The 25,444-nt window shown below is 71.0% G+C and carries 24 protein-coding genes, 1 tRNA gene and 1 other RNA gene; 10 read left to right on the forward strand and 16 right to left on the reverse strand.

Features of this window, described 5'->3' with window-relative positions; all coding sequences use genetic code 11:
- Positions 1 to 101: 101 nt before the first annotated feature.
- Together ACZ5WK_RS15135 and ACZ5WK_RS15140 are read left to right on the forward strand one after the other, a co-directional pair.
- Positions 102 to 2,024, forward strand: a complete 1,923-nt coding sequence (locus tag ACZ5WK_RS15135) for a S9 family peptidase (RefSeq protein WP_465547769.1) — start codon at positions 102 to 104, stop codon at positions 2,022 to 2,024.
- Positions 2,021 to 2,593: a hypothetical protein gene (locus tag ACZ5WK_RS15140; protein WP_465547770.1), complete on the forward strand. Its 573-nt coding sequence runs from the start codon at positions 2,021 to 2,023 to the stop codon at positions 2,591 to 2,593. Before ACZ5WK_RS15135 ends, ACZ5WK_RS15140 begins: the two co-directional genes overlap by 4 nt.
- Positions 2,594 to 2,609: 16 nt before the next feature.
- Here ACZ5WK_RS15140 and ACZ5WK_RS15145 read toward each other — a convergent pair whose 3' ends face one another.
- The 10 genes from ACZ5WK_RS15145 to ffs all read right to left on the reverse strand — a co-directional run bounded on the left by ACZ5WK_RS15145 (position 2,610) and on the right by ffs (position 12,760).
- Positions 2,610 to 3,404: an SURF1 family protein gene (locus ACZ5WK_RS15145; RefSeq protein WP_465547771.1), complete on the reverse strand. Its 795-nt coding sequence runs from the start codon at positions 3,402 to 3,404 to the stop codon at positions 2,610 to 2,612.
- Between the two features lie 114 nt (positions 3,405 to 3,518).
- On the reverse strand, positions 3,519 to 4,856 hold the full coding sequence (locus ACZ5WK_RS15150) for a hypothetical protein (protein ID WP_465547772.1): 1,338 nt from the start codon (positions 4,854 to 4,856) through the stop codon (positions 3,519 to 3,521).
- Positions 4,849 to 5,394 (reverse strand): SigE family RNA polymerase sigma factor, encoded by a 546-nt coding sequence (locus ACZ5WK_RS15155; RefSeq protein WP_360181438.1) that lies wholly within the window; start codon positions 5,392 to 5,394, stop codon positions 4,849 to 4,851. Before ACZ5WK_RS15155 ends, ACZ5WK_RS15150 begins: the two co-directional genes overlap by 8 nt.
- A 365-nt stretch (positions 5,395 to 5,759) precedes the next feature.
- Positions 5,760 to 6,812, reverse strand: a complete 1,053-nt coding sequence (locus ACZ5WK_RS15160) for an aspartate-semialdehyde dehydrogenase (protein WP_465547773.1) — start codon at positions 6,810 to 6,812, stop codon at positions 5,760 to 5,762.
- Positions 6,809 to 8,089, reverse strand: a complete 1,281-nt coding sequence (locus ACZ5WK_RS15165) for an aspartate kinase (RefSeq protein ID WP_465547774.1) — start codon at positions 8,087 to 8,089, stop codon at positions 6,809 to 6,811. Before ACZ5WK_RS15165 ends, ACZ5WK_RS15160 begins: the two co-directional genes overlap by 4 nt.
- A 299-nt stretch (positions 8,090 to 8,388) precedes the next feature.
- Entirely contained in the window at positions 8,389 to 9,129 is a 741-nt protein-coding gene (locus ACZ5WK_RS15170) for a DUF5063 domain-containing protein (RefSeq protein ID WP_396324021.1), read from the reverse strand.
- Positions 9,122 to 9,721, reverse strand: coding sequence for a recombination mediator RecR (gene recR / locus ACZ5WK_RS15175; RefSeq protein ID WP_030246467.1), 600 nt, complete (start codon positions 9,719 to 9,721; stop codon positions 9,122 to 9,124). The genes ACZ5WK_RS15170 and recR overlap by 8 nt, the downstream gene beginning before the upstream one ends.
- A gap of 202 nt (positions 9,722 to 9,923) precedes the next feature.
- Complete coding sequence (locus ACZ5WK_RS15180; RefSeq protein ID WP_396324022.1) at positions 9,924 to 10,262, reverse strand: YbaB/EbfC family nucleoid-associated protein; 339 nt, start codon at positions 10,260 to 10,262, stop codon at positions 9,924 to 9,926.
- A gap of 91 nt (positions 10,263 to 10,353) precedes the next feature.
- Positions 10,354 to 12,594 carry a DNA polymerase III subunit gamma and tau gene (locus tag ACZ5WK_RS15185; RefSeq protein ID WP_465547775.1) on the reverse strand — a complete coding sequence of 747 codons (2,241 nt, stop codon included), beginning with the start codon at positions 12,592 to 12,594 and terminating at the stop codon, positions 10,354 to 10,356.
- 69 nt (positions 12,595 to 12,663) lie between these two features.
- Positions 12,664 to 12,760: signal recognition particle sRNA small type (gene ffs, locus ACZ5WK_RS15190), an RNA gene on the reverse strand.
- A gap of 119 nt (positions 12,761 to 12,879) precedes the next feature.
- On the opposite strand from ffs, the gene ACZ5WK_RS15195 reads away from it, so the two are divergent.
- From ACZ5WK_RS15195 to ACZ5WK_RS15205, 3 genes are all read left to right on the forward strand, one after another.
- Positions 12,880 to 12,964 (forward strand) — tRNA-Ser (locus ACZ5WK_RS15195).
- A gap of 200 nt (positions 12,965 to 13,164) precedes the next feature.
- A complete protein-coding gene (locus ACZ5WK_RS15200; RefSeq protein WP_465547776.1) occupies positions 13,165 to 13,968 on the forward strand; it encodes an HNH endonuclease in 804 nt (267 codons plus the stop codon).
- Positions 13,965 to 15,266 (forward strand): GNAT family N-acetyltransferase, encoded by a 1,302-nt coding sequence (locus ACZ5WK_RS15205; RefSeq protein ID WP_465547777.1) that lies wholly within the window; start codon positions 13,965 to 13,967, stop codon positions 15,264 to 15,266. Before ACZ5WK_RS15200 ends, ACZ5WK_RS15205 begins: the two co-directional genes overlap by 4 nt.
- 220 nt (positions 15,267 to 15,486) lie before the next feature.
- Here ACZ5WK_RS15205 and ACZ5WK_RS15210 read toward each other — a convergent pair whose 3' ends face one another.
- Entirely contained in the window at positions 15,487 to 16,251 is a 765-nt protein-coding gene (locus tag ACZ5WK_RS15210) for a hypothetical protein (RefSeq protein ID WP_465547778.1), read from the reverse strand.
- A 92-nt stretch (positions 16,252 to 16,343) separates the two neighbouring features.
- Between ACZ5WK_RS15210 and ACZ5WK_RS15215 the strand changes: the two genes are divergently transcribed.
- Positions 16,344 to 16,703 carry a hypothetical protein gene (locus tag ACZ5WK_RS15215; RefSeq protein ID WP_465547779.1) on the forward strand — a complete coding sequence of 120 codons (360 nt, stop codon included), beginning with the start codon at positions 16,344 to 16,346 and terminating at the stop codon, positions 16,701 to 16,703.
- A 477-nt stretch (positions 16,704 to 17,180) separates the two neighbouring features.
- On the opposite strand, the gene ACZ5WK_RS15220 is transcribed toward ACZ5WK_RS15215, so the two are convergent.
- Positions 17,181 to 18,140 (reverse strand): TetR/AcrR family transcriptional regulator C-terminal domain-containing protein, encoded by a 960-nt coding sequence (locus tag ACZ5WK_RS15220; protein ID WP_465547780.1) that lies wholly within the window; start codon positions 18,138 to 18,140, stop codon positions 17,181 to 17,183.
- Positions 18,141 to 18,265: 125 nt separating this feature from the next.
- Between ACZ5WK_RS15220 and ACZ5WK_RS15225 the strand changes: the two genes are divergently transcribed.
- Positions 18,266 to 19,462 carry an FAD-dependent monooxygenase gene (locus tag ACZ5WK_RS15225; RefSeq protein WP_465547781.1) on the forward strand — a complete coding sequence of 399 codons (1,197 nt, stop codon included), beginning with the start codon at positions 18,266 to 18,268 and terminating at the stop codon, positions 19,460 to 19,462.
- A 343-nt stretch (positions 19,463 to 19,805) separates the two neighbouring features.
- Here the strand turns inward: ACZ5WK_RS15225 and ACZ5WK_RS15230 are convergent, their stop codons facing one another.
- Both ACZ5WK_RS15230 and ACZ5WK_RS15235 read right to left on the reverse strand, forming a co-directional pair.
- Complete coding sequence (locus ACZ5WK_RS15230) at positions 19,806 to 20,084, reverse strand: type II toxin-antitoxin system RelE family toxin (protein ID WP_465547782.1); 279 nt, start codon at positions 20,082 to 20,084, stop codon at positions 19,806 to 19,808.
- A 5-nt stretch (positions 20,085 to 20,089) separates the two neighbouring features.
- Positions 20,090 to 20,371, reverse strand: coding sequence for a type II toxin-antitoxin system Phd/YefM family antitoxin (locus tag ACZ5WK_RS15235; protein ID WP_329884972.1), 282 nt, complete (start codon positions 20,369 to 20,371; stop codon positions 20,090 to 20,092).
- A 644-nt stretch (positions 20,372 to 21,015) separates the two neighbouring features.
- Here ACZ5WK_RS15235 and ACZ5WK_RS15240 point away from each other — a divergent pair.
- Positions 21,016 to 22,857 (forward strand): serine/threonine-protein kinase, encoded by a 1,842-nt coding sequence (locus tag ACZ5WK_RS15240; RefSeq protein WP_465547783.1) that lies wholly within the window; start codon positions 21,016 to 21,018, stop codon positions 22,855 to 22,857.
- Between the two features lie 357 nt (positions 22,858 to 23,214).
- On the opposite strand, the gene ACZ5WK_RS15245 is transcribed toward ACZ5WK_RS15240, so the two are convergent.
- Positions 23,215 to 23,628 (reverse strand): PIN domain-containing protein, encoded by a 414-nt coding sequence (locus tag ACZ5WK_RS15245; RefSeq protein WP_465547784.1) that lies wholly within the window; start codon positions 23,626 to 23,628, stop codon positions 23,215 to 23,217.
- The gene (locus ACZ5WK_RS15250) at positions 23,610 to 23,894 is read right to left on the reverse strand and encodes a hypothetical protein (RefSeq protein WP_465547785.1); all 285 of its coding nucleotides are present in this window, start codon (positions 23,892 to 23,894) and stop codon (positions 23,610 to 23,612) included. Before ACZ5WK_RS15250 ends, ACZ5WK_RS15245 begins: the two co-directional genes overlap by 19 nt.
- A gap of 358 nt (positions 23,895 to 24,252) precedes the next feature.
- On the opposite strand from ACZ5WK_RS15250, the gene ACZ5WK_RS15255 reads away from it, so the two are divergent.
- Positions 24,253 to 24,714, forward strand: a complete 462-nt coding sequence (locus tag ACZ5WK_RS15255; RefSeq protein WP_465547786.1) for a prevent-host-death family protein — start codon at positions 24,253 to 24,255, stop codon at positions 24,712 to 24,714.
- Positions 24,711 to 25,067 carry a hypothetical protein gene (locus ACZ5WK_RS15260; RefSeq protein WP_465547787.1) on the forward strand — a complete coding sequence of 119 codons (357 nt, stop codon included), beginning with the start codon at positions 24,711 to 24,713 and terminating at the stop codon, positions 25,065 to 25,067. The genes ACZ5WK_RS15255 and ACZ5WK_RS15260 overlap by 4 nt, the downstream gene beginning before the upstream one ends.
- The last annotated feature ends 377 nt before the right edge of the window (positions 25,068 to 25,444 follow it).

The following is a 25,444-nucleotide window of genomic DNA, read 5'->3' on the forward strand; positions in this document are numbered from 1 at the left end:
AGGGCCCAGGGGCGGCGGCCGGCGAGGAACAGCAGGGCGGGTGGGCCTCCGGGCCCACCCGCCCGTTCCGTTCCCTCCCCCCGATCGGGTTGGATGGGTGGATGAGCGAGGAGAAGAGCGCCGTACCGGCGTGGGAGCAGCGGTTCAGGGCGGCCCGGGTTTCCCTTCCGGACTGGGCGGAGGACGCCCCCGACCGGGCGCTGTACGTGTCCAACGCGACCGGCACCTACGAGGTGTACGCCTGGGACCGCGCCGACGACACCCACCGCCGGGTGACCGACCGCCCGAACGGCACCACCGACGCCGAGCTGTCCCCCGACGGCGCCTGGGTCTGGTGGTTCGACGACAACGACGGTGACGAGTTCGGGATCTGGCGCCGCCAGCCCTTCGCCGGCCGGCCCGACGGCGCGGAGGGCCCCGACGAGGAGGCCGTGCCCGGTCTGGCCGCCTCCTACTCGGCGGGCCTGGCCCTCGGCCGGGACGGGACGGTGGTGGTCGGCCGCTCCACCGACGAGCACGGCACCACCCTCCACCTGCGCCGCCCGGGCGCGGCGGAGGCGGTGGAGATCTACCGGCACGAGGAGTACGGCGGCGTCGGCGACCTCAGCTACGACAGCACGCTGCTCGCCATCGACCACACCGAGCACGGCGACGCGATGCACGCGGCGATCCGGATCGTCCGGCTCACGGACGGCGCGACCGTCGCCGAGCTGGACGAGGTCACCGGCCGCGACGACCCGCGCGGGGTCGCCTGCCTCGGCTTCGCCCCGGTCGAGGGCGACACCCGGCTGCTGGTGGCCCACCAGCGCACCGGCCGCTGGGAGCCGATGATCTGGGACGTCGCCACCGGCGCCGAGACCGCGCTGCCGCTCCGCGACGAGCAGGGCCGCGAGCTGCCCGGCGACGTCTCCGCGCAGTGGCGGCCAGGCGCGACCGCGCTGCTGGTCGAGCACGAGTACGAGGCGCGCAGCGAGCTGTTCTCGTTCTCGCTGGAGGAAGCCCCAGGCGATGGCGGCCGCCTGACCCGGCTGGAAACCCCGCGCGGCACCGTCGGCGGTGCCACCCCGCGCCCGGACGGCACGGTGGAGTTCCTCTGGTCCTCCGCCGCCGAGCCGTCCGCCGTCCGCTCCACCGCCGGCACGGTCGTGCTGCGGGCCCCCGGCTCGGTGCCGCCCGGTTCGGTGCCGGTCGAGGACGTCTGGGTGGACGGTCCCGGCGGGCGGGTGCACGCGCTCGTCCAGCGGCCCGCCGGGGCCGGCCGGGGCGACGGCCCGTTCCCGACCGTCTTCGAGATCCACGGCGGGCCGACCCATCACGACAGCGATTCCTTCGCCGCCGGGCCGGCCGCCTGGCTGGACCACGGCTTCGCGGTGGTCCGGGTCAACTACCGAGGCTCCACCGGCTACGGCCAGGCCTGGACGGACGCCCTGCGCGAGCGGGTCGGCCTGATCGAGCTGGAGGACATCGGCGCCGTCCGCGAGTGGGCGGTGGCGAGCGGGCTCGCCGACCCGGGCCGGCTCGTCCTCACCGGCGGCTCCTGGGGCGGCTACCTCACCCTGCTCGGCCTCGGCGTGCAGCCGGAGAACTGGTCGCTCGGCGTCGCCGCCGTCCCCGTCGCGGACTACCTGACCGCGTACGACGACGAGATGGAGGCGCTGAAGTCGCTCGACCGCACGCTCTTCGGCGGCACCCCGCAGGAGGTGCCCGAGCGCTGGACGGCCTCCTCGCCGCTCACCTACGTCGAGCGGGTGCGGGTGCCGGTCTACATCAGCGCCGGGGTCAACGACCCGCGCTGCCCGATCCGGCAGATCGAGAACTACGTCGAGCGGCTGGAGCAGCTCGGCAAGCCGCACGAGGTCTACCGCTACGACGCCGGGCACGGCTCGCTGGTGGTGGAGGAGCGGATCAAGCAGCTGCGGCTGGAGATCGACTTCGTCCGGCGCCACCTCGGCGCGGACGCCGCCGGGGAGAATCGGGCCGAGGGGGCGGCGGACGCCGCACCGGAGGACGGGGGGACCGGGTGAGACGTCTGCTGGCGATCGTGGGGGTGGGGGTGGCCGGGGCCCTGGTGCTCACCGGCTGCTCGGGTCAGGACAGCGACAGTGGAGCGGCCTGCCCGCCGCCCGCGTCGCCGTCCACGCAGCCGACGGCGTCGGCCACGTCCTCGGCCACCGCTTCGGCCTCGGGTTCGGCCACCGCTTCGGCGGGAAGCCTCGCCCTGCAGGCCGCCTACCGCACGGTCGAGGACGGCGAGGGCGACGAGGCCGACGGGGCCGGCAAGCCCGGCGAGAGCGACGACGGCGTGGTCGTGCTCGCCAAGTCCGGGTCGAAGTCGTCCGGGTCGAAGTCGTCCGGGTCGAAGGGCTCCAAGAGCGGACGCAAGGTGCGCCACCACACCGACCACGACGATGACGACGACAACGGCAGCGGGAACGGCAACAACAGCAGGCGGTGCGACCCTCCGCCGTCGGGTTCGCCGTCCTCGTCTCCGTCCGGTTCGCCGTCCCCGTCCCTGTCGGCCACACCGGCGAAGCCTCCGACACCGTCCCGGCCGGTGGTGCCGTCCGTGCCACCGGCGAAGCCGACGCGCTGAGCCCCCGCCGAGGGGGCTACTCCAGGACCGGGTCCAGCCCGAGGGCCCGGTCCTGCTCGGCCTCCGCCTCGCGGCGCGCCAGGCGGAACCACATGAAGACGACGAAGCCCCCGAAGACGAACCACTCCAGCGTGTAGCCCAGGTTCTGGAACGCCCGCAGGGTGAGCCCGTTGCCGCCCTGGGGCTGCACGGTCGGCACCGTGGTCAGCCCGGCCGGCGCCGCGTCCGCGGACACCCAGCCGTCGTACCAGCCGTCGTAGGAGAGCTTGTTGACCAGCGCGGCCTGGTTGATCGTGCCGAGCTGTCCGGCCGGGAGGCCGCCGGCCACCGCGCCGTTGCTGCCGCTGGTCTCGCCGGCCTGGAGCCGCCCCGTCACCGTGACCTCGCCGACGGGCGCCGCCGAGGCGGTGGTGGTGCCGCCGGCGGCGGGCGTGCCCGGCGCCCAGCCCCGGACGACGGCGACGGTCCGGCCGTCCCCGGTGCGCAGCGGGGTGAGCACGTAGTAGCCCTGCTTGCCGTCCAGCACCCGGTTGGGGACGAGCAGTTGGTGTTCCTGGTCGAAGGTGCCGGACACCGTCACGGCCCGGCCGACCGTGTCGGTGGTGACCTGCGGCCGGTCGGCGCCGAGCAGTTCGCCGAGCGGCCTGGCCGTACCGGCGTCGTCCACCGACTTGCTGATCTCCTGGTGCGAGGAGACCTTGTCCTCGAACCGGCCGAGCTGCCAGGTGCCGAGCCAGACGCACACCGCCACGGCCGCGACGGCCAGCGCGGTGCCGCTCAGCCAGCGCGGAGTCAGGAGGAACCGGTACACACCCCCACGGTAACCATTCCTCACGCCCCTCCCGACCACAGGGGTCCGCCGGCCGCCCGAGAAGTCGGCCCGGCCGACTTCCTGTGCGCGGGGCGCGCCAGGTGCGCCCGGGGTTCAGCCGGCCGACGGGGAGGTGGTCGCGGTGGGCGCGGGCGGGGCCTGGAGGGGTTGGGGGGCGGTGCGGTAGACGGTGCCCGCGCAGGCGCCCGGGAGGCCGGCCGTCGCGGTGGAGGGGCTGCCCGGGGCCGGCGTGTGGGCGAGGGTGACGGTGGGCGGCGGCGCGCTGGGGCCGGTGGTCGGGGTGGCCGTGGGGCTCGTGGCCGTGGTCGGGCCGGCCGTCGGCGTGGTCGTCGCCGGGGGCGCGGCGCTGGATGCCCTCGAGGAGCCGGCCGCCAGGCCCGGGCCGCCCGAGCCACCCGGACCGCCCGGACCGCCCGGACCGCCCGTGGCTCCGGCCTGCGCGCCCGAGGTGCTGCCCTGGCCCGACCCGGCCGCCAGGGCCGATCCGCCCTGGCCGGCCGTCGCGCTGGGCGAGGAACCACCCGGGGCGGGGCAGCCGCCGGCGTCCGGCACCCAGCCGAAGTCCACCCGGTACCCGGTCCGCGGCGCCAGGAGCAGCCCCTGGACGGCCCCGTCCACGGCGGCGGCCGAGGCGCCGGCGCCCGTTCCGGCGGCGGGCAGGCCGGTCGCCGGGTCGCCGGCCGTGTGGTCGGTCACCCGGATCCGGGCGGCGTCCGTCCCGGCGACGGCGATGACGGAGACCGCGCCCGGGCCGCCGAGCCGGCAGGCCTGCCCGGAGGTGTTGAGCACGGTGAAGTATCCGTAGATCCGCCCCTCGGCGTCGGCGGTGCCGACCTGGGCGGTGCCCTGCCCGAGGTCGCCGCGGGTGCAGAGCGGCACCAGCACGCCGCCGCCGGTGCTGGGCGCGGTGGCGGGGGTGACCGCACCCGGGCCCGCGTCGGGGGTGGTCGCCCCGGGGCTGGGCGAGGCGCCGGCGGAGCCGGACGGCCCGGCGCCGGTGCCCGTCCCGCCCGTGCCGGCGTGCGGCGTCTGGTTCGGGCCGGCCGGCTCGCCGACGGCCGTGGTGCCTCCGGTCGAGGCGGAGGTCGTCCCACCCTGGGCGCCGGGCGAGCCGGGGCCGCCGGAGAGGTCCAGGTGGTCGGTGTCGTGCAGGGTGGGCAGCGCGATGGCGAAGGCGAGCGCCAGTGCGGCGGCGCCGGTCCAGGCTCCGCGTACGGCGGCCCGCCGACGGGGTACGGCGCGGCGGATGTGGTGCAGTCCGCCCGGGTCGGGCTGGAGATCGGACACCGCGCGTTGCATCAGTTCGCGGACCAGCCGCTCCTCGGCGTCCAGCCCGTCCGCGCCGGGCCCGCCCGGATTCAGCCCGTCCGCGCCGGGCCCGCCCGGGTTCGGCCCGCCCGCGCCGAGCAGGCCTCCCCTGTCGTCAGCCATGCCCGGCCTCCATCTGGACCCGCAGCGCGGCCAGCCCCCGCGAGCCGTACGCCTTCACCGAACCGAGCGAGATGCCCAGGGTCTCCGCGACCTGCGCCTCCGTCATGTCCACGAAGTAACGCAGCACCAGAACCTCCCGCTGACGGCGTTGCAGACCCCGTAGCGCGGCCTTCAACTGATCGCGCTCCAGCGCATCGTAGGCGCCTTCTTCTGCACTGGCCATGTCAGGCATGGGCTTCGGCAGCAGCCTCAGGCCGAGGATCCGGCGCCGCAGGGTGGAGCGGGACAGGTTGACGACGGTCTGCCGCAGATAGGCGAGCGTCTTCTCGGGCTCGCGAACCCGGCGCCTGGCCGCGTGGACCCGGATGAACGCCTCCTGGACCACGTCCTCACACGTCGAGAGGTCGTCGAGGAGTAACGCCGCCAACCGGAGCAGCGAACGGTAGTGGGCCTGATAGGTCTCGGTGAGCAGATCCTCGCTGGTGCCCGCGCTGGTACCGGCACCGGAGTCCGCCGGGCCGGGTGCGACCGCCGTCATCTGGCTATCTTCCGGCCTATCCGCAGGCCACTGGGCGCGCGGAGGGAACGTCACCGCGGCCGTTGCCGAGATGCCCGCCCCTGCTCCCACCATCACGTTCGCCACGCCCGTTGGACACTCGATCCCCTGTCATGGTTGCCCAGCCCACGGGACATTCTCGCCCATGGGCCGAAGCCGCCTCCAGGGGATTCGGGCGGATTCCGTGAGCGGGCTGTCCGGATACTGGGTCGGCCCGTCCGCACAGCCTCGGCCGGTCCATCCCAAACCCGGACGAAACGCCGGCCGAGAGCGCCAGGACGGAAGGCCGGACGAAGAGTCGGACGGAAGGGCCGACGCAACGTCAGCGCGGAACGCCGGCGGCGACGTCAGCCGGGCAGCTCGCCCGCGACCAGTTCGGCGATCTGCAGGGCGTTGAGCGCCGCCCCCTTGCGCAGGTTGTCACCGCAGAGGAAGAGGTCCAGCGCGGCCGGGTCGTCCAGCGCCCGGCGGACCCTCCCGACCCAGACCGGGTCCGTCCCGACCACGTCGTTGGGAGTGGGGAACTCGCCCGCCTCCGGGTCGTCATAGAGCACCACACCGGGGGCGTCCCGGAGCAGCTCCTGGGCGTGCTCCTGGGTGACCTCGCGCTCGAAGACGGCGTGCACGGCGAGCGCATGGGTGCGCACCACCGGGATGCGGACGCAGGTCGCGGAGACCTTGAGGCCCGCCAGGCCGAGGATCTTGCGCGACTCGTCACGGATCTTCAGCTCGTCGGACGACCAGCCGCCGTCCATCAGCGAGCCGCTCCACGGCACCGCGTTGAGCGCGAGCGGGGCGGCGAACGGGCCGTTGTCGGCGATCATCGCGCGGAGGTCGCCGGTGTGCTCGCCCACCTCGGTGCCGGCGACCAGCCCGACCTGCTCGCGCAGCGTGTCCACGCCGGCCCGGCCCTCGCCGGAGGCGGCCTGGTAGGAGGCGACGACGAGTTCGCTGAGCCCGTACTCGGCGTGCAGCGCGCCGAGCGCCGCGATCATCGTGAGGGTGGTGCAGTTGGGGCCGGCGACGATGCCGCGCGGGCGCATCCGGGCCGCGGCCGCGTTGACCTCGGGGACGACCAGCGGGACGGCGTCGTCCATCCGGAACACCGCGGAGTTGTCGACCACCACGACGCCCTTGGCGGCCGCGATCGGCGCCCAGCGCGCGGAGACCTCGTCGGGTACGTCGAACACGGCGACGTCGATCCCGTCGAAGACCTCCTCGGCGAGCGGGAGGACCTCGACGGGCTCCCCGCGCACGACCGGCTTGCGGCCGGCCGAGCGCGGGGAGGCGACGAGGCGCACCTCGCCCCAGATGTCCTGGCGGAGTGAGAGCAGGCCGAGCAGTACCTCGCCGACCGCGCCGGTGGCGCCGACGACGGCGAGGTTCGGCCGCCGGGTCATCGCCCGGTGCCGCCGTAGACGACCGCTTCGTCCGACTCGCTGTCCAGCCCGAAGGCGCTGTGGACGGCGCGCACGGCCTCGTTGACGTCGTCGGCACGGGTGACGACCGAGATCCGGATCTCCGAGGTGGAGATCAGCTCGATGTTGACGCCGGCCTCGGAGAGCGCCTCGAAGAAGGTCGCGGTGACGCCCGGGTTGGAGCGCATGCCGGCGCCGACCAGGGAGATCTTGCCGATCGCGTCGTCGTAGCGCAGCGACTCGTAGCCGATGCCCTCCTTGACCCGGCCGAGCGCGTCGATGGCCTTCTGGCCCTCGCTCTTCGGCAGGGTGAAGGAGATGTCGGTCAGGCCGGTCGACGCGGCGGAGACGTTCTGCACCACCATGTCGATGTTGACCTCGGCGTCGGCGATGGCGCGGAAGATGCGCGCCGCCTCGCCCGGCTTGTCCGGCACGCCGACGACCGTGACCTTGGCCTCGGACGTGTCGTGGGCGACTCCGGAGATGATGGCCTGCTCCATCTCGCCCCCTTCGGGCTTGTTCGGGTTGTCGTTGCTGACGATCGTCCCGGGAAGGCCCGAGAAGGACGAGCGTACGTGAATCGGGATGTTGTAGCGCCGCGCGTACTCCACGCAGCGGTCGAGCAGCACCTTGGAACCCGACGAGGCCAGCTCCAGCATGTCCTCGTAGGCGATCCAGTCGATCTTGCGAGCCTTCTTCACCACGCGCGGGTCGGCGGTGAAGACGCCGTCCACGTCGGTGTAGATCTCGCACACCTCGGCCCTGAGCGCCGCGGCGAGGGCGACGGCGGTGGTGTCCGAGCCGCCGCGGCCGAGCGTGGTGATGTCCTTGCTCGTCTGCGAGACGCCCTGGAAGCCGGCCACGATCGCGATGTTGCCCTCGTCCAGGGCGGTGCGGATGCGGCCCGGCGTCACGTCGATGATGCGCGCCTTGTTGTGGACGGAGTCGGTGATGACACCGGCCTGGCTGCCCGTGAAGGACTGGGCCTCGTGACCCAGGGATTTGATCGCCATGGCCAGCAGGGCCATGGAGATGCGCTCTCCAGCGGTCAGCAGCATGTCGAACTCACGGCCGGCAGGGATGGGTGACACCTGCTCCGCGAGTTCGATGAGCTCGTCCGTCGTGTCGCCCATCGCGGACACCACGACGACGACCTCATGGCCGGCCTTCTTGGCGTCAACGATTCGACGGGCCACGCGCTTGATGCCCTCGGCATCCGCAACGGATGAGCCGCCGTACTTCTGCACGACAAGGCCCACGTGCGCTCCTCGACTTGTGTCGTTTCCGGGGGCCCGGGGCCCCCGCACCCCCGGGTGGCGGGGGTTGTGCGGTCCGCGCCAGTCTACCGAGCAGGGGTGCCGCGACTGTCGCTTTCCATATGATGAGACGCCCGTTTCAGCAGGTGGGCGGCGGTACGGGACCGGACACCGGCAGGTCTGCGGGGTATCCGGAGCGGCCCCGGAGAATCGGCGGACGAACGGACGGCGGCCCCGGGGTTTTCCCTTCCGGCCTCGGAGCCTGAGGCGTGCGTCACAGTCCGTCCTCCGCTGCCGAGGTCCTACCGTCCGAGACCGAGCTCGGCGGCCATCAGGTCACCGGCCTGCTGCTCCAGCTGCTCGTCGGTGAGCCCGTCGTCGTCGGTGTCCGCACCGTCCGGCACCGCCCCGATCGGACTGTCCAGCCGGACGTGGGCGATCAGCGACTGCAGCGCCCGGAGCACCGCCGAGCAGGTCGTGCCCCAGTTGGAGAGGTACGAGAACTGCCACCACCAGAGCGCCTCGCTGACCCGCCCCTCGCGGTAGTGGGTGAGCCCGTGCTGGAGCTCGCTGACCACGCCGGCCAGGTCGTCCGAGATCCGGAACGCGTTCGGCTTCTCCGGCGGCCCGTACGGGTCGAAGACCTCGTGGTAGACGTCGATCGGCGCCAGCAGCTCGGCCAGCCGCTCCCGCAACTGCTCACCGTCCGGCTCCGGCCCGGCGTCGGGCTCGAACCGGTCCTCGGGGACGACGTCCTCGATGGCGCCGAGCCGGCCGCCGGCCAGCAGCAGCTGCGAGACCTCCAGGAGGAGCAGCGAGACCGCGCTGCCTGGCTCGTCGCCCTTGGCGACCTCGGTGACGGCGAGCACGAAGCTCTCCACCGAGTCCGCGATCTGCACCGCGAAGTCGTCCGGCTCCGAGCCGTGCGCGTGGATGTGCGGGGCGTGCCGGTCCTGCTGCGGGTCGGCCGGGTGCGGGCCGGCCTGGTGGGGGCCGCCCTGGTGGGGCGTGTGGGGCTGCTGGTTGAGCGTCCGGTCAGACATCGAGCAGTCGTCTCCCTTCGAAGGCGCGACCGAGGGTGACCTCGTCCGCGTACTCCAGATCCCCGCCGACGGGCAGACCGCTCGCCAGCCGGGTCACCTTCAGGCCCATCGGCTTGCAGAGCCGGGCCAGATAGGTGGCGGTCGCCTCCCCCTCCAGGTTGGGGTCGGTGGCCAGGATCAGCTCGGTGACCGTGCCGTCCGCGAGGCGCGCCAGCAGCTCGCGGATCCGCAGGTCGTCCGGGCCGACGCCCTCGATGGGGCTGATCGCGCCGCCCAGCACGTGGTAACGGCCGCGGAACTCGCGGGTGCGCTCGATGGCGACGACGTCCTTGGGCTCCTCGACCACGCAGATCACCGCGAGGTCGCGGCGCGGGTCGAGGCAGACGCGGCACTGCTCGGCCTCCGCGACATTGCCGCAGACCGCGCAGAACCGGACCTTGTCCTTGACCTCCAGCAACGCGTGCGCCAGCCGGCGCACGTCGGTGGGGTCGGCCTGCAGGACGTGGAAGGCGATCCGCTGCGCGCTCTTGGGCCCGACGCCGGGCAGCCTGCCCAGTTCGTCGATCAGGTCCTGAACCACGCCCTCGTACACGTCGCGCCTTCCGTCGGGTTGGTCGGTCTCGGCCGGTCGGTGGGGCACCCGCGCGGGGTACTCCGGTGCCATCATCCAACGAATCGGGCGCCGGGCGCACCGCCCGACGCCCTACTCCCGCATAAATCACACAGGTCCGTCGTCTGACCTTCAGACCATCATGACCTCGGACTTTCCCGACCGCTCGGGGAAGTTCCGCAGGTCAGAACGGCAGACCCGGGATGCCGCCGCCCAGGCCCTGGGTCAGCGGGCCCATCCGCTCGGCCTGCATCTTCTGCGCGGACTGGTTCGCGTCCCGGACCGCCGCGAGGATCAGGTCGGCCAGGGTCTCGGTGTCCTCCGGGTCGACGGCCGCCGGGGCGATGGTCAGCGCCACCAGCTCACCGGCACCGGTCACCGTGGCCTCGACCAGGCCGCCGCCCGCCGAACCGTTCACGTGCGTCTCGGCCAGCTCCTGCTGGGCCTTGGCGAGGTCCTGCTGCATCTTCTGCGCCTGCTTGAGCAGCTGCTGCATGTTGGGCTGGCCACCACCGGGGAACACGGCTCACTCCCTTGCGTTCGGGTTTCGTCTGCGTCGTCGCCCGACGTTGTCGTCCGACGTCTTCGCCACGAGCCTACGTGGTGCCCGCCCGTCAGCCGCCGCTGTGGCGGATCTCCTCCAGGACCGTCGCCCCCAGCTCGCGGATGATCAGCTCCTGGCCGGAGAACGTCTCCTCCTTGAGGTCCGGATCGTCCTCCTCCGGGATGTCGTCCTCCAGGGCGACCGCCGGAGCGGCGGGCGCCGGCCGGGCCTGCACGGGCGGAGCCGGCGCCGTCGGGGCGGCCGCTGCGACCGGTGCCGACGGGGGTGCGGCCACGGGTGCGGGCGCGGGAGACGGGACGGGCGCCGGTGCGGAAGCCTGCATCGGGGGCGCGGACGCCGCCGGACGCGCCGGGGGTGCACCCCAACCGCCGCCACCGCCACCGCCGAAGTTGCCGCCGGCCGCCGGGGCGGTGCCGCCTCCGCCACCTGCGACCCCGCCGGACGAGCCGCCCGACGGGTCGACGATGCACTCGATCCGCCAGTCCACACCGAGCGCGTCCGACAGCGCCTGGCGCAGCACGTCGTCGCTGTTGCTGCCGACGAAGCTGTCCCGGGCGCCCGCGTTGATGAACGACACCTGGAGCACGCTGCCGTCGAACCCGGCCACCTGGCCGTTCTGGCTGAGCAGGATCCAGGTGAAGCGGCGGCGGTTCTTCACCGCCTCCAGAATCTGCGGCCACATCTGCCGGATCTGTGCGGCGCCCTGCTGTGCGGCACCCGACGGCTGCCCGCCGGCCGGGGCCGCTGCCGGGACCGCCGTGGGCGCGGGGGCCTGGACGGGGGTGGGGGCCTGGACGGGCGCGGGCATCGGCTGCGGCGGGGTCTGCACGGGCGCCGGCTGGGCGGGCGCGGGCGCGCCACCGGCCGGCGGGAAGCTGCGCGGAATCGGCCACGCGCCGGGCGCGGGCCCGGCCGGGGCCGGCGCGGGCTGGACGGGGGGTGCCTGCATCGGTGCGGCCTGCACGACCTGTGCCGGCTGTGCGGCCTCACCCGGCACCGGGGCGCCCTGCACGGGCGCCGCGGGCATCGCCGGCATGGGCGTCACGGGTGCCACGGGTGCCACGGGTGCCATCGGCGCTGCGGGTGCCATCGGTGCCATCTGCCCGGCCGCCGGAGCCGCGAAGCCCCCGGCCGAGGCCCGGCGCTCCAGCTTGTCCAGCCGCGCCTGCAACGACAGCTCGTCGCTGTACGCGCCCGGGAGCATCACCCGGGCGCAGATCAGCTCCAGCTGGAGCCGCGGGGCCGCGTTCCCCCGCATCTCGGTGAGCCCGGTGTTGACGATGTCCGCCGCCCGGCTCAGCTCGGCCGCCCCGAAGACGTCCGCCTGGGCCTGCATGATCGCGACCCGGTCGGCCGGGGCGTCGATCAGCCCCTTCTCCCCGGCGTCCGGCACGGTGGCCAGGATCACCAAGTCCCGCAGGCGCTCCAGCAGGTCCGTCACGAACCGGCGCGGATCGTGCCCGCCCTCGACCACCCGGTCGATCACCTGGAACACCGTCGCCCCGTCGTGCGCGGCGAAGGCGTCCACCACCTCGTCCAGCAGCGCCGAGTCGGTGTACCCGAGCAGCGCGGTCGCCATCTGGTACGTCACACCGCCCTCGCCGGCGCCGGCGAGCAGCTGGTCCATCACCGACATCGAGTCACGCACCGACCCGGCACCGGCGCGCACCACCAGCGGGAAGACGGAGTCCTCCACCTGGATCTGCTCCCGCCCGCAGACCTCCGCCAGGTAGTCGCGCAGCGTCCCCGGCGGCACCAGCCGGAACGGATAGTGGTGCGTGCGGGAGCGGATCGTCCCGATCACCTTCTCCGGCTCCGTGGTCGCGAAGATGAACTTCAGGTGCTCCGGCGGCTCCTCCACCACCTTCAGCAGCGCGTTGAAGCCGGCCGAGGTCACCATGTGCGCCTCGTCCAGGATGAAGATCTTGTACCGGCTGTGCACCGGCGCGAAGAAGGCCCGCTCCCGCAGCTCACGCGCGTCGTCCACACCACCGTGCGACGCGGCGTCGATCTCGATCACGTCGATCGACCCGGGCCCGCCCGTCGCCAAGTCCCGGCAGGACTGGCACTCCCCGCACGGGGTCGGCGTCGGCCCCTGCTCACAGTTCAGGCAGCGGGCCAGGATGCGCGCGCTCGTCGTCTTCCCGCAGCCTCGCGGGCCGCTGAACAGGTACGCGTGGTTGACCCTGTTGTTGCGCAGGGCCTGCTGGAGCGGAGCGGTCACGTGCTCCTGCCCGATGACCTCGGCGAAAGTCTCGGGGCGATAGCGGCGGTACAGGGCTAGGGACACACCACCGACGATATCGGGACGGGCCGACAAACGCGTCGCCCCTCAACCGGGCCACCACGCCCCCGGGAACGCAAAGACCCCTCGCGCACCCGCCAGAGCTCTCCTACCCTTGCTGCCTTCCGGCCCTGGGGGAGTTCAGAAAGATGACGCCACACGAGGGGCTGCCCCCAACAGTACCCGATCCCCACCCCCACCTCCACCATCCCGATCCGCAGGTCACACCCCGCCCTCGCCTACGAGATACGTGGTCGCGACCACCCCTGAACATGTACTAAGCTCTCCCACGGAGGATTCGCCTAGAGGCCTAGGGCGCACGCTTGGAAAGCGTGTTGGGAGCAATCCCTCACGAGTTCGAATCTCGTATCCTCCGCCTCTGCCAGCCATGGCAGCACGAAGGCCCCGACCGCCCAGCGGTCGGGGCCTTCGTCGTTCCGTGGTTGCAGTTTTGGTTGCAGTTGCCAGGATCCACGGGATGGGGCGGGTGCACGACCGCATCCGGCTGACGGCCTCACTGACCGAGCCGTCGGATTCGCGCCCGCTGGGCACCGCTCCCCTGGCAGGGTGCAATCCATGGCCGTGTCCGAAAAGACCCGCAAGATCATCTGGTGTGAGGCAGGCGGCAGGTGCGCGATCTGCCGGGCGCAGGCGGTGACACCCGGGACTGACTGCGACGACCCCTCGGTCTTCGGCGAGGAGGCCCACATAGTCGCCCGCTCGAAAGGCGGACCAAGAGCCGGCTTGCTGGACGACGCATCCATCGACAGCCATACGAACCTGGTCCTGCTGTGCAACAGGCATCACAAGCAAATCGATGACCAGCCAGGCCACTTCACGGTGGATCGACTGCGCGAGATCAAGGCCCAGCACGCCGCATGGATGCGCTCGCTCGGCGAAGCAACGCCAGGCCGGCTGAAGTTGGTGCCCGACCCGGGGTTCCCGCAGCCTCGGATCCTGAAGCTGATCACCCGCGGCAACCCGCTGTGGAACATGATCAAGTCCAGCGTCACCTTCGAGTGCGCGCTGCCAGACGGTCTCCCCGAGGAGGATGAAGACCTCATTCTGGAGTTCCTGGACGCGGTCCAGGACTACTGCGACATCGCAGCTGAGCTACACAGTGTGCGCGAGAATCGCGACGCCGAGAAGGGGTTACAGAGCTACCTGAGCAGGCTCGCCGAGCACAACTTCCTGGTGGGCGCCTTCGTAAGCCACATGCTCTTGATCGATGGCTCTGGCCAGGAGGGCATGGTTTGGCCCATGCTCCGCGTCGAGGTCCAGCCAGCGTCGCGCGCCACGATCACGGACGAGAACGGCAGGCCCTATCCCAGCAAGCAGCCGAGCGCGGGAGTACCCGAGGAGGAGGAGCAGAGCGCATGACTGAGCGAACGATCTACCTCGACCCTGATCGACGCGACCCCAGCTCTCGGAAGATCAACGTCCGGGCCAGCCGCTGGTACACCGCGGTCGAACTCGACCGCGATGGGTACGTCGATGCCTTGAACTGGCGGGGAGACACTCCAGATCTACCCACCGCCTATACAGAGGCAGTTACCCGGGCGCAGAACACATCTGCCGATTGGCTCAGGTACGACGGGTACCTGGGCATGCTCTCGTGGAGCACCGGACCAAGCTGGGTCAGTCTGACTGTTCCCTTTGCCCAGGTTGGAGCGGCAGTCGCAGCACTGTGCGGTGCCGAGGTCAACCACGACTACAGCGGACTTCACGCTCTCGCCGACCGACTGGCACTTCCCATCGAGGACTGGCTCGCCCCCGGCGAGCGTGAGCTGGTCCGCGGCGTCAACTTTTCCGCGCCACCTAGCGTGTTTCTGCGGTTCCTGCGCGGCAAGGCCAAGCGGCACGGAGTACGCCTCAACGGCCGGGCAACCATGGGCAGTGTGTGGATTCGCCCGACACTGCCGCTCGCCGAAAAGCAAAAGCGGGAGCTGTTTCCCGAGCAACACCCCGGCTGGGTGGACCGATGGACCGGATACGTTGAGCCGGAGGACGCGCCTGAGCGGCCATGGGTGGGTGGCAGAGGACAGAACCTCAGTCACCGCGCGGCCCCTGTCCAATTCCGACATGTACAGGCGCCGAGTGGCGGGAAATGCCCCTGCGGAATGACCCTGCGAGCCCCTGAGGACGGCGGGAATGAACACGCCGCCCACCATGCGATGTGGGTGATCGGCGTTCGGGCACCCAAGAACTTGGAGTGGTGGAGCGACCTGGCGGTGGTGACCACCGAGTCGCCCATCGCCTGGCGGAAGCTGGCATACCAGGTGGGGCGGATGCCGCAGAGGGAGAACCACTACGACGTCAACTCGTGGTCCCACCTTGGCGAGCCAGAGCAGACCCCGGACAACGTGCGCGCATACCTACTGCAGGCCAACGGATACGTCATCGGCTACCTGGCGACCCACGATGTCAGCGAGCACCACCGCTGGGACCTGCTCGACGAGTCGGAGTACGGCGATCAGGACGACACCCTACGTCCGTGCATCGATCTGATCTGGGTCGCAGACTCCTACCGTCGAAAGGGCGTTGGCGCGACGCTCGTACAGACCCTCGCCGACGATTCCGGGTGTCAGACCACCGATGTGTCGTGGTCGACTCCCGTCAGCGCCGCCGGCCGGCGCCTCGCACGCCGGATCTCGCCCGACGGTATCTGGGTCAGCTGACGCTCCAACCAACATTCCCATAACAGACTCCGGCGGGAGCAGCGACTCCGCCTAGCTCTCCGGCAGGCTGAGGGCCATGGCCCTCAGCCTGCCGGCGCACCAGACATAGGTGCTGGGCCGCCGGACAAAGCTTCCTCTCTCATGAAAGCGCCCTGGTCAGAGCTTGCCGGCACACCGGACGATGCTGCCGGCACGGCGGACATAGGGTCGTTGAAGGTAGCTATTGAGGGCGAGCACTCCAAGCAAGGGTGAGAGCTTCTTGGATCTCACCCTGCTTGGCAACATCCGCCTCAAGCTCGCTATCAGGTACAGGAAGGTTCTGGCGCATAACCTCCAACACCTTCTGCAACCTTTGGGTGTACGACGGCAGAGTGGTGCCGTTGAACCACTCGTTGAGGGTGCTGCGCGTCACCCGCAACTCCTCAGGCATACGAGCCGCTACCCAGCGCACGGTCGGCCTCCCGGCACTTACGTAGTACTCGTAGAGGAGCTGGAAGAACCGCGCCTCTTCCGGCAGGTTCTCTCGCTGTTTGGCATGGTTCCACCGAAACTGAGCCCACTGCGGGGCACTGGAAGTCGTGCCACTGGCCGATAGCTTGCTCTCGACTCCGGGCGCGTCGACTGTAGTCAACGGCCTGATAGCAGCGGTCTCAGGCACAGGCTCCAGCTGGTCAGCGTATGGCCCAAAGGTTCGCTCATCGACAGCGGCCGTCCACGCGGCAAGCGCCTCCTCCACCGTCCTGCGGTGGACTTGTGCATTGTCCTGCTCGGGGAATAGATGCCCCACCAATTCCTTGACCAAGTCACGGTTTGGCAGTTCGGGGCCGCGAAGTGCCTTATGCCACGTCTGGCGTGACCACCCAGACTCCTTGCTCAGGCCAGCCAGCGATCTGTCTCCCTGACGCAGTACGTACCGCTGCATCAGCAGGAAGAACTCATACTGCGGGCCCTTCGGAACCTTCGGCTCCCCTATACGACGCTTCACCGCGAGCCCCCACCATCCGCCGTCAACGACTTATCCCACTCTTGTCACCAACTTATCCTGTATGGCGCTGGTGGTGACCTGGGAGTTCGGCGATGCACTACAAAGGATTACGTCGGACACCACCGGACGCCGCCGGACACGAAGGCCCCTGGCTGCACACCTCAGCCATCGTGGCCTGGCGGCATCCTGACCTGAAAGCGAGCGGCATGCGCACTTTCCGGCGCCTCCAGAGTGCCTCATCCAGGTTGCCCAAGACCAGGCAGCGGGGACTGATCTCGATCCTGGTCGCCCTGGCCGCCTTCGGGCTCGGCATGTGGCTTCCCAAAGAACAGATACTCGGCGGCGCGACCGTCGCGGGAACGGCAGTGGCCCTGACCCAGTTGCTGCTCTACGTCGCGGACAACCGCGAGAAGGGGAGGGCCAGCAGCACCGAGGCGTTGGATGATGAGTGACACGCCCCCTCCTGCGGCGACCGCAGACTCATAACGATGACCGTTCTCAGTGGCCAGCCCCTCGACAGGAACACCACCACACCGAACGTCTGCCGCACCAGCACCTGCAAGCCAGCCCAGACCGAGCCTCAGCCCGGCGACAGCACCGCCAGACCCGCACTAGGCGATGGCGGGTGGTCTCAGTTCTGGTCTCATTCATTGTCGTCCGCTGAGGTCCAGCCGATGGCCCCAGGCTCACTCTGTCCCAGCTCAGGTCGCTGACGTACTCCTGCGGACAACACCGAGGAGAATTGGAAAGCGTGTTGGGAGCAATCCCTCACGAGTTCGAATCTCGTATCCTCCGCCGGCAGAAGGCCCGGGCCGCACCAGCGGCCCGGGCCTTCGTCGTTCCGTCGCCGCCGCGCGGGGGCCACTTCGCCCACCACGTCCGCGACATCCCGGACGGCGCGGCCGCATACCTCGCCGCAGCGGACGGCACTACGAGATTCCCGCAGCTCCTGGTCCCACAGCCGCGATCAGGGCCGCCAAACCGTCCAGGTGGCGGTCGAGGCCGAAGGCGAACAGCGATTCGCCGGACAGGTCCAGGCCGGGGTCGGCGCGGGTGGCGGTGAAGGCCGGGAACGTACCGTCCGACAGCAGCACGGCCATCCGGGCCTCTTGGACTTGCATCCACTGATCGCCGGTGACACCACTGGCCCGACCCGCCTCCTGCTCCGCCGCGAGGTCGACCGCGCAGCCCCGGACGAACCCGAAGAGCGAGACCGCCGCGTGCATCCGGGTACCAGCGTCGAGACCCAGGCCTTCCAAGGCCGCCAAGGCCCATTCGACATGGCGCATGCCGTTCGGCGCGAGCAGCGGGCGGGCGAGGTTCATCGTTGCCGCCAGCCAGGGGTGTTCCTGGTAGAGCCGCCACTGGGCCCGGGCCGAGAGCTCAAGGCGGGACCGCCAGTCGGGCGGGGCCGGGGTGGGCAGGTGCGCCTGTGCGTAGGCCGCGTCGACCATCAACGCGAGGAGCTGGTCCCGGTTCTGCACGTGCCGATATAGCGACATCGCCGAGGTGCCGAGTTCGGCGGCCAGCCGCCGCATGGTGAGCGCGGCCGCCCCCTCCGCGTCGGCGATTGCGATCCCCGCCCGCACCAGGCGCCGGCGCGCCGCCGACTCCTCCGAGGGCCCCTCCTGCCGCTGGCCCGCCGCCGCTGCGGCCGCCCGCGACGCGCGGGGCACGGCGCAGACCACGGTTCCCACCCCAGGCACCCCTCGGACCAGGCCCTCCTGCCGCAGGACGGCCAGTGCCTTGGTCGCCGTGGCCATGGCGACCCCCCACCGCTGGGTGAGCGCCCGCGTGGAGGGCACCCGGTCACCCGGCCGCAGCTCGCCGGTCTCGATGCGGTGCCGCAGCTCGGCGGCGATCTTGGCGTACGGCGGCTCTGCGGACATGAGGCACTCCTTGGTGTACTAGTACATGAAGCCTAGTGCACTAGGATTCCTTCCTCAATTTCGCACTTCACAGGGGAATCTGCCGCCCATACGTTGTACGCATCGACCTGAGAGAGGAACCCGAGATGACCACCACCACCCGCACCGTGCTGATCTCCGGCGCCAGCGTGGCCGGCCCCGCCCTCGCCTACTGGCTGCGCCGCCACGGCTTCGTCCCCACCGTGGTGGAGCGCGCCGAAGCGGTGCGCGAGGGCGGCTACGCGGTCGACTTCCGCGGCGAGGCCCTGGACGTGCTGGACCGGATGGGCCTGCTGGAGCAGATCCGCGAGCTGGACACCGAGATGGGCGACGCCGCCATGGTGGACGCCGAGGGCCGCCAGTACGCGACCCTGCCGGCCGTGATCTTCGCGGGCGACCTGGAGGTCCTCAAGGGCGACCTGACCAGGATGCTGTACGAGGCCACCCGCGACGACGTCGAGTACGTCTTCGGGGACTCCATCGCGAGCCTGACCGAGGACGAGCACGGCGTCGAGGTCACCTTCGAGCGCGGCGCCGCCCGCCGCTTCGACCTGGTCGTCGGCGCCGACGGTCTGCACTCGCGCACCCGGGCACTCACCTTCGGCCCCGAAGAGCAGTTCGTGCGCCACCTCGGTATCTACACCGCCATCTTCAGCCTGGACAACTACCTCGGCCTGAAGAACACCGGCCGCCTCTACGCCGCCCCGGGCAAGGCCGCCAACATCTTCACCGCCCGCGCCAACACCGAGGCCCGCGCCGCCTTCCACTTCGCCGCCGAGCACCTGGAGTACGACCGCCACGACCGCGCCGGGCAGCAGCGCATCATCGCCGAGCGTTTCGCGGACGACGCCTGGGAGATCCCGCGCCTGCTCCAGGAGATGGCGCAGGCACCCGACTTCTTCTTCGACGCCAACGCCCAGGTGGAGATGGACACCTGGTCCAAGGGGCGGGTCGTGCTGCTCGGCGATGCCGGCTACTGCGCCGGCCCGACCTCGGGCCGCGGCACCTCGCAGGCCCTGATCGGCGCCTACATCCTGGCCGGTGAACTCGCCGCCTCTGGTGGTGACCACGCCACGGCATTCGCCGCGTACGAGCGTGAGATGCGCGGCTACGCGACGGAGCACCAGACCCTGGGCCGTGAGGGCGCAGAGCGGTTCTTCATGCCCGCGCCCACCCAGGAGATCCTGGACATGCTGGCAGCCCAGGCGCCCGAGAACACCCGAACCACCCCGGTCCGGCTGCGCGACTACGCCGCATCGTCGCCCGATTCCGCGTCGACCGGAGCAGCCCCGGGCACCGCGTGACGGAGACAGGTCGACGGGGCAGCCCTCCAGTCCATAGGAGATCATCCGTCTCCTGAAACGCGCCATTGCCCGAGAGGCCTTCCGATGCCTCACCACGACCGTCGCCGTCCCCGAGATCGCCGATCTCAGGCCGGCACGCCAGGCGAAGAACATCACCCTCACCGCCGTCGCCAACCACTTCGGTGTCTGGCCCGCCGTCATCTCCTGCATCGAACGAGGAACCCGCCGCGACGACACCCTCGCCGCCGCCTACCGCGACTGGCTCACCACCGCTTGACAGCCAATAGGAGCATCAGTGGCGCCCCACCGGCCCGAGCGTCGTGGATTCTCAGCGCCACAGAACCTACAGGCCGCGGTACACGTCGCGGCGGTTTCCGGCAGCCATCACCCACACGATCAGCTGGCCGTCCTCGATCGTGTACACGACGCGGTAGTCGCCGACCCTGAGACGCCACCGCGAGCTGTGTCCCTGAAGAGCCTTGATGTCGAAGGCCGTTGTGTCGCCCACGTCCAACCCCTTCTGGAGTTCGGTCAGGCGATAGAGGATCCGCAGAGCGTCGGGGCGCGGGATCTTGAGCATGTCCCGCTGCGCGTGCGGGGTGAACCGCGTCACGTGGCCCATAGAGATCAGGCGTGGTGGGCACGGAGCAGGGCGGCCATCTCTTCGAGCGAGACCGAACCTTCGGTGCCTTCGGATTCCGCCTCGTCGGCCAACTGATTCAGCCAGGACTCCTCGGCCTGCTCAGCCAACCGGCTCAGACGCCGGTACTCAAGGATGTCGATCACGACGGCTTCCTGCTTGCCGCGCCGAGTAATGATCGTCGGGGTCTCGTCCCGACGGGCCCGATCGAGGACGTCCGCCAAGTGACTGCGAACCTCGGCCATGGATGCGATCACCGGTTCACTCATGTCACAAATGTAGCCGATGTACATCTGCCCTTCGAGGCTTCTGCCCACCCGCCTCCGAGCTCCGCCATCCGGAGCCCGGTCGGACATGGAGCGCCCACTGCCCTGGTTGCAGTTCTGGTTGCATTCACCCCCGTTCAGCGCCGTCCGCACCTCAGCGGCCGGACTACTCCGCCCCAGGTCAGAATGCCTACGTTCACTCCCGAACAGCCGGACGAACATGTGGAAAGCGTGTTGGGGGCAACCCCTCACGAGTTCGAAACCCGTATCCTCCGCCTGTAAGACCCGGACCGCTCAGCGGCCCGGGTCTTCGTCGTTCCGTGGTTGCGGTTTTGGCCGCGGTCGCCCGGCCGGGGCGACCGCAGGACTACGGATCGGCCCGACCGTGCTGCAGCTCGGCCGCGTTGCCGGATGGTGCGACGCTTCAAAGCGCTCGCACCGTCGTCCCGCAGCAGGTGGGCGGCTGCGGGTCAGTGCGGCCTCCATAGGGGGCCGACCCGGGGCCGGCAGGGTCCGGGTGCGCTGTGATCATCTGATGATGATTCCGTGACCGCGATCCCGTCCCGCGGGTGGTCCCGGACCGATAGCGTTTGCTCCGGGCACGTGAGGCGGGGACGGCCGTGCCGGGCGTCGAGGGGAGCGTGGGCATGCAGCCGCTGGCAGCGGACGATCCGCGGCAGGTGGGCGAGTACCGGTTGCTGCGGCAGCTCGGTGCGGGCGGCATGGGCCGGGTCTACCTCGGCCGGACCACGGGCGGGCGGACCGTCGCCGTCAAGGTGGTCCGTCGCGATCTGGCCGGGGACCCCGAGTTCCGGGCCCGGTTCCGTCAGGAGGTGGCGGCGGCCCGGCGGGTCAGCGGTACCTGGACGGCACCGGTCCTGGATGCGGACACCGAGGGCGAGCACCCCTGGGTGGCCACCGGCTACGTCGCCGGCCCCGCGCTCACCGCCGCCGTACGGGAGTTCGGGCCGCTGCCCGAGCCGGCCGTGCGGACCCTCGGCGTCGGCCTCGCCGAGGCGCTCGCCCATGTGCACGGCCTCGGGCTGGTGCACCGGGACGTCAAGCCGTCGAACGTGCTGCTGACGCTGGACGGGCCGCGCCTGATCGACTTCGGCATCGCCCGCGCCTTGGACGCCACCACCGTGCTCACCCAGTCCGGACAGGTGTTCGGCTCGCCGGGCTTCATGTCGCCGGAGCAGGCGAACGGGCTGCCCGCCGGGCCGGCCGGCGACGTCTTCTCGCTCGGCGCGGTGCTCGCGTACGCGGCGACGGGCACGATGCCGTTCGGCTCCGGGGTGAGCGCACCCGTCCTCCTCTACCGGGTGCTGCACGAGGAGCCGGACATCTCCGGACTGGCCGGGCCGCTGCGCGCGATCGTGCGCGACTGCCTGGCCAAGGACCCGTCCGCCCGTCCGACGCCCGGCCAGCTGCGGGAGCGGCTCGACGGCGACGGCGCGGCCGCCGCCCGACTGGGGCACGGGGACTGGCTGCCGACGGCGCTGGCGGCGGCGGTCGGGCGCAGTGCCGTGCAGCTGCTGGACCTGGAGGGAGAGCGGGAGGCCGGGGAGGGGACGGTCGCGGGGGACGGGGCTGCTGCGGCGGCTCCCGCAACGGCTCCTGGAACCCGGGCCCCCGCCGAGGTCCGGACGGTTGCCGAGGCGGCGAGGGCGGCGCGAGTGGCCGAGGCGGCGAAGGCTGGACCGGGCGGCGGTGTGCCCGGGTTCGGGCCGCCGGCCCCGCCGGGTTTCGGCCCGCCGGCCACAGGGCCGGTCGGACCGTACACGCCGACCCCGCTCCCCACCCCTCTCCCGGCACCGCCGGTACCGGTCACGGTGGCGGGCTACGGGCCGTACCCACAGCCGCGCGGCCGGCGGGGGTACGGCGCGCTGGCGGCCGTGCTGGCCGTCGTACTGCTGCTGGGCGGCGGATACCTGCTGACCGAGCGGCTGCGGGATAACGACCGGCAGGCCGATGCTTCCGCCGCCGCGTCGAACCCTGGGCCGACCGCCCCGGCCGCGGGCAGGACGGCGCCCGCCTCCCCGGCTTCGGAGAGCTCCGCGCCGACCGGCGACGGTTCCGATCCGGCCGACGACAGCCCCGCGCCCGGCGCGGTCCCCACGGACCCGGGGCCGGGCATCATCCCCACGAAGTTCCTCGGGACGTGGGTCGGCGAGCGCAAGGCCGCCAACGGGGACGTCACCACCGTCACCCTCACCATCGTCCAGTCGGCGCCGAGTGAGGAGAAGAGCAAGATCCGCGCCGAGACGCCGAATACCGGCACCTGGTGCGAGGGCGCGTGGACGCTCAGCGAGGCCGACGAGAGCAAGGCCACCTACGCGTCCCGGGAGACCGGCTCCTCGCCCGGTGACACGTGCATCACCGACAGGTCGATCTACCGCCTGATCACAGCGCCGTCGGACGGCACACTCCACTACAGCCCGGACCTGCTCAAGCCGGAGGAGTACATGGTGCTGCGGAGGAAGGGCTGACGCGCGTTGAATGATGACCGAGCGCGTCGTCACCGGGGCCTACGAGCTCGGGCTGGTCTCAGTTCTGGTCTCGTTCACCCCCGTCCAGCCCGGTCCGGCCACCACCCACCAGCCCGCTCCACCCCAGGTCAGGACGGATGCGGACCCCGGCGGACCCCGTTCGGGAGAATTGGAAAGCGTGTTGGGAGCAATCCCTCACGAGTTCGAATCTCGTATCCTCCGCCTCTGTCCGCCAGGACAGCTCGAAGGCCCCGACTGCTAAGCAGTCGGGGCCTTCGGCGTTCTCGGGCCCGCTTTCCGCCTTCTTCGACCTTGGCCAGGGCCGCTTCCGATCCTGCCTACCCAGGGGCGGAACCTTCAGACGGCCACGAGTCGGACGCGGTCACCGCACAGCTTGGTCATGTCGTCGATGTCCGACGTCAGCAGCACGACCGGCCGCTGCTGCCGCAGCGCCATCTCGGCCACTGCCGCGTCGATCGCGTACTTGTGGCCGTGGAGACCTGCGGCGATCAGCATCGTGGAAGCCGCTCGGGCCTCCTCGTCCCCCACGTGCACGATCCGCAGTCCAGAGAGAATCCACCGGAGGCGAGCCTGGTCGGTACGGCTGTGTACTGCTTCGATGATGGTCAGAGCGCTGATCACCACCTCCATGCCACGCTTCCGCGCCTCCCCGACCAGCGCGACAGCGGGCTCGTGGTCGTTGAGCAGCTTGGACAGGCCCTCGGAGTCGAGCACCAGCGTGCCCTCGTGGCTCAGCTTGCGACGGGCCATCCGCCCTCCTCGGCGAAAACCTCGTCGAAGACCTGCCGCGCGCGCTCCTGTTCGCCTGCCGAGACCGGCCCCTTCCGACGTTCATAGTCGGCCAGGTACTCGTCCAGGATCTGGCCGCGCAGCTCCCGCTCAACGGCCGCGGTGATGAACGCCGAAAACTCACGCTTGCCCACCCGTTGGCGGATGGCCTCGGCCGTACCTTCGGGCAGGGAGAGGCTGACCCTGGTGGCCGGCCCCTCGCCGATGCTGTAGGGCATCTCAGTCATGGAGCCAGATTATCAAAGAAGTAGGAATACGACCCCTGCCCTGGACTGCCGGTCGGCGCGGTTGCAGTTTTGGCTGCATTCACCCCCGTCCAGCGCCGTCCGCAGCTCGCCCGAGCCAGCCACTCCGCCACAGGCCAGGAAACCTACGGCCACCCCCGGACGGCCGGACGAACAGTTGGAAAGCGTGTTGGGGGCAATCCCTCACGAGTTCGAATCTCGTATCCTCCGCCGACAGATGGCCCGGACCGCTCAGCGGTCCGGGCCATCGTCGTTCCCGCCCCCAGGCCATCGCTGATCCGGACTGCTCAGTGTCCACCATCCTTGACTTCGGAACGTGTTCCGAAGTAGCGTGGGGGGCATGTCCACTCTCACCGTCTCGTTCTCTGACTTGTCGAAGAACTCCAAACGGGTCGCCGACACCGTGGAGCAGGCCCAGCGCATCCACGTCTCGCGCCGCGACGGCGAGGATCTCTACCTCACTACCGAGCGGCATGATCGGCAGCGCGAGGAGACCGCCGACGTCACCGCGCGTCTGTTTGCGGCCCTGATCAGCAGCGATGAGGGTGCACGGGCCGTGCTCCTCGCTCTACCCACAGTCTTTCCTTGGACCCGGCACCTGTCAGCCGAGGAAGTGCGGGAGTTCGTCGTCGACCTCGTGGACGGCACCCGCGATGTCGCGGAGCTGGACGTACACGCCAACCTGCACCGCGTGATCGTCGAGTGGCGTGCCACTGCCAGGATCCTGGCCGATCCCGGACTGACCGCACAGCTCTCCGCCCCTCTCACCGGCGAGGATCACGGCGAGGTCTCCGCGCCATGAGTCCAAAGCGCGGCGACGACGTCGCACCGCCGCCCGTCGGCAACGAGTGGCGGCTCCGCTTCGCTACGAGCGAGGCAGCCAAGGGCTGGAGCGATCTCTGCACCGAGGCAGCCGGGAACAGTCGCCGCTGCTTCGAGGCCCTGCGCACCAACCCGCTGTCGATGAGCGATCCGGATCGTCAGCATCGGCTGCGCGGTCGCCTCGCCACCCGCGACCTCGGGGGCGACGAACTTCCCCAGCGGGAGTACGAGGTGACTGCCGGCGGCCGGGTGCGCTACCTCGTCGACGAGGCCAAGCGAACCGTCCACCTCGTGTACGCCTCCACTCGGCGTCCGAAGGACACTGACAGTTAGACGTCGGGAGACAGAGGGCGAAACGGTCCAGCCAGACTCAACGATCCTCGCCGTGACCGAGGCCGGCCTGGGTGCAGTTTCGGTTGCATTCACCCCCGTCCAGCGCCGTTCAGAGCCTGGCTACTGAACCGCTCCGCCACAGGTCAGGACGTCTCCGGCCGCCGCCGGACGACCGGGCGGACCGTGGGAAAGCGTGTCGGGAGCAATCCCTCACGAGTTCGAATCTCGTATCCTCCGCCGGCAGATGGCCCGGACCGTTCCGACGGTCCGGGCCTTCGTCGTATTCGGGGCCGGCGCCGCAGTGGCCCGGGCCCTGCCCACGATTTGGCGGGTGGCGTGCCTACGGTCGCGCTGCCGACGGGGACCCCAGTCGTCCC

The organism is Kitasatospora sp. NPDC032757, assembly GCF_055579305.1.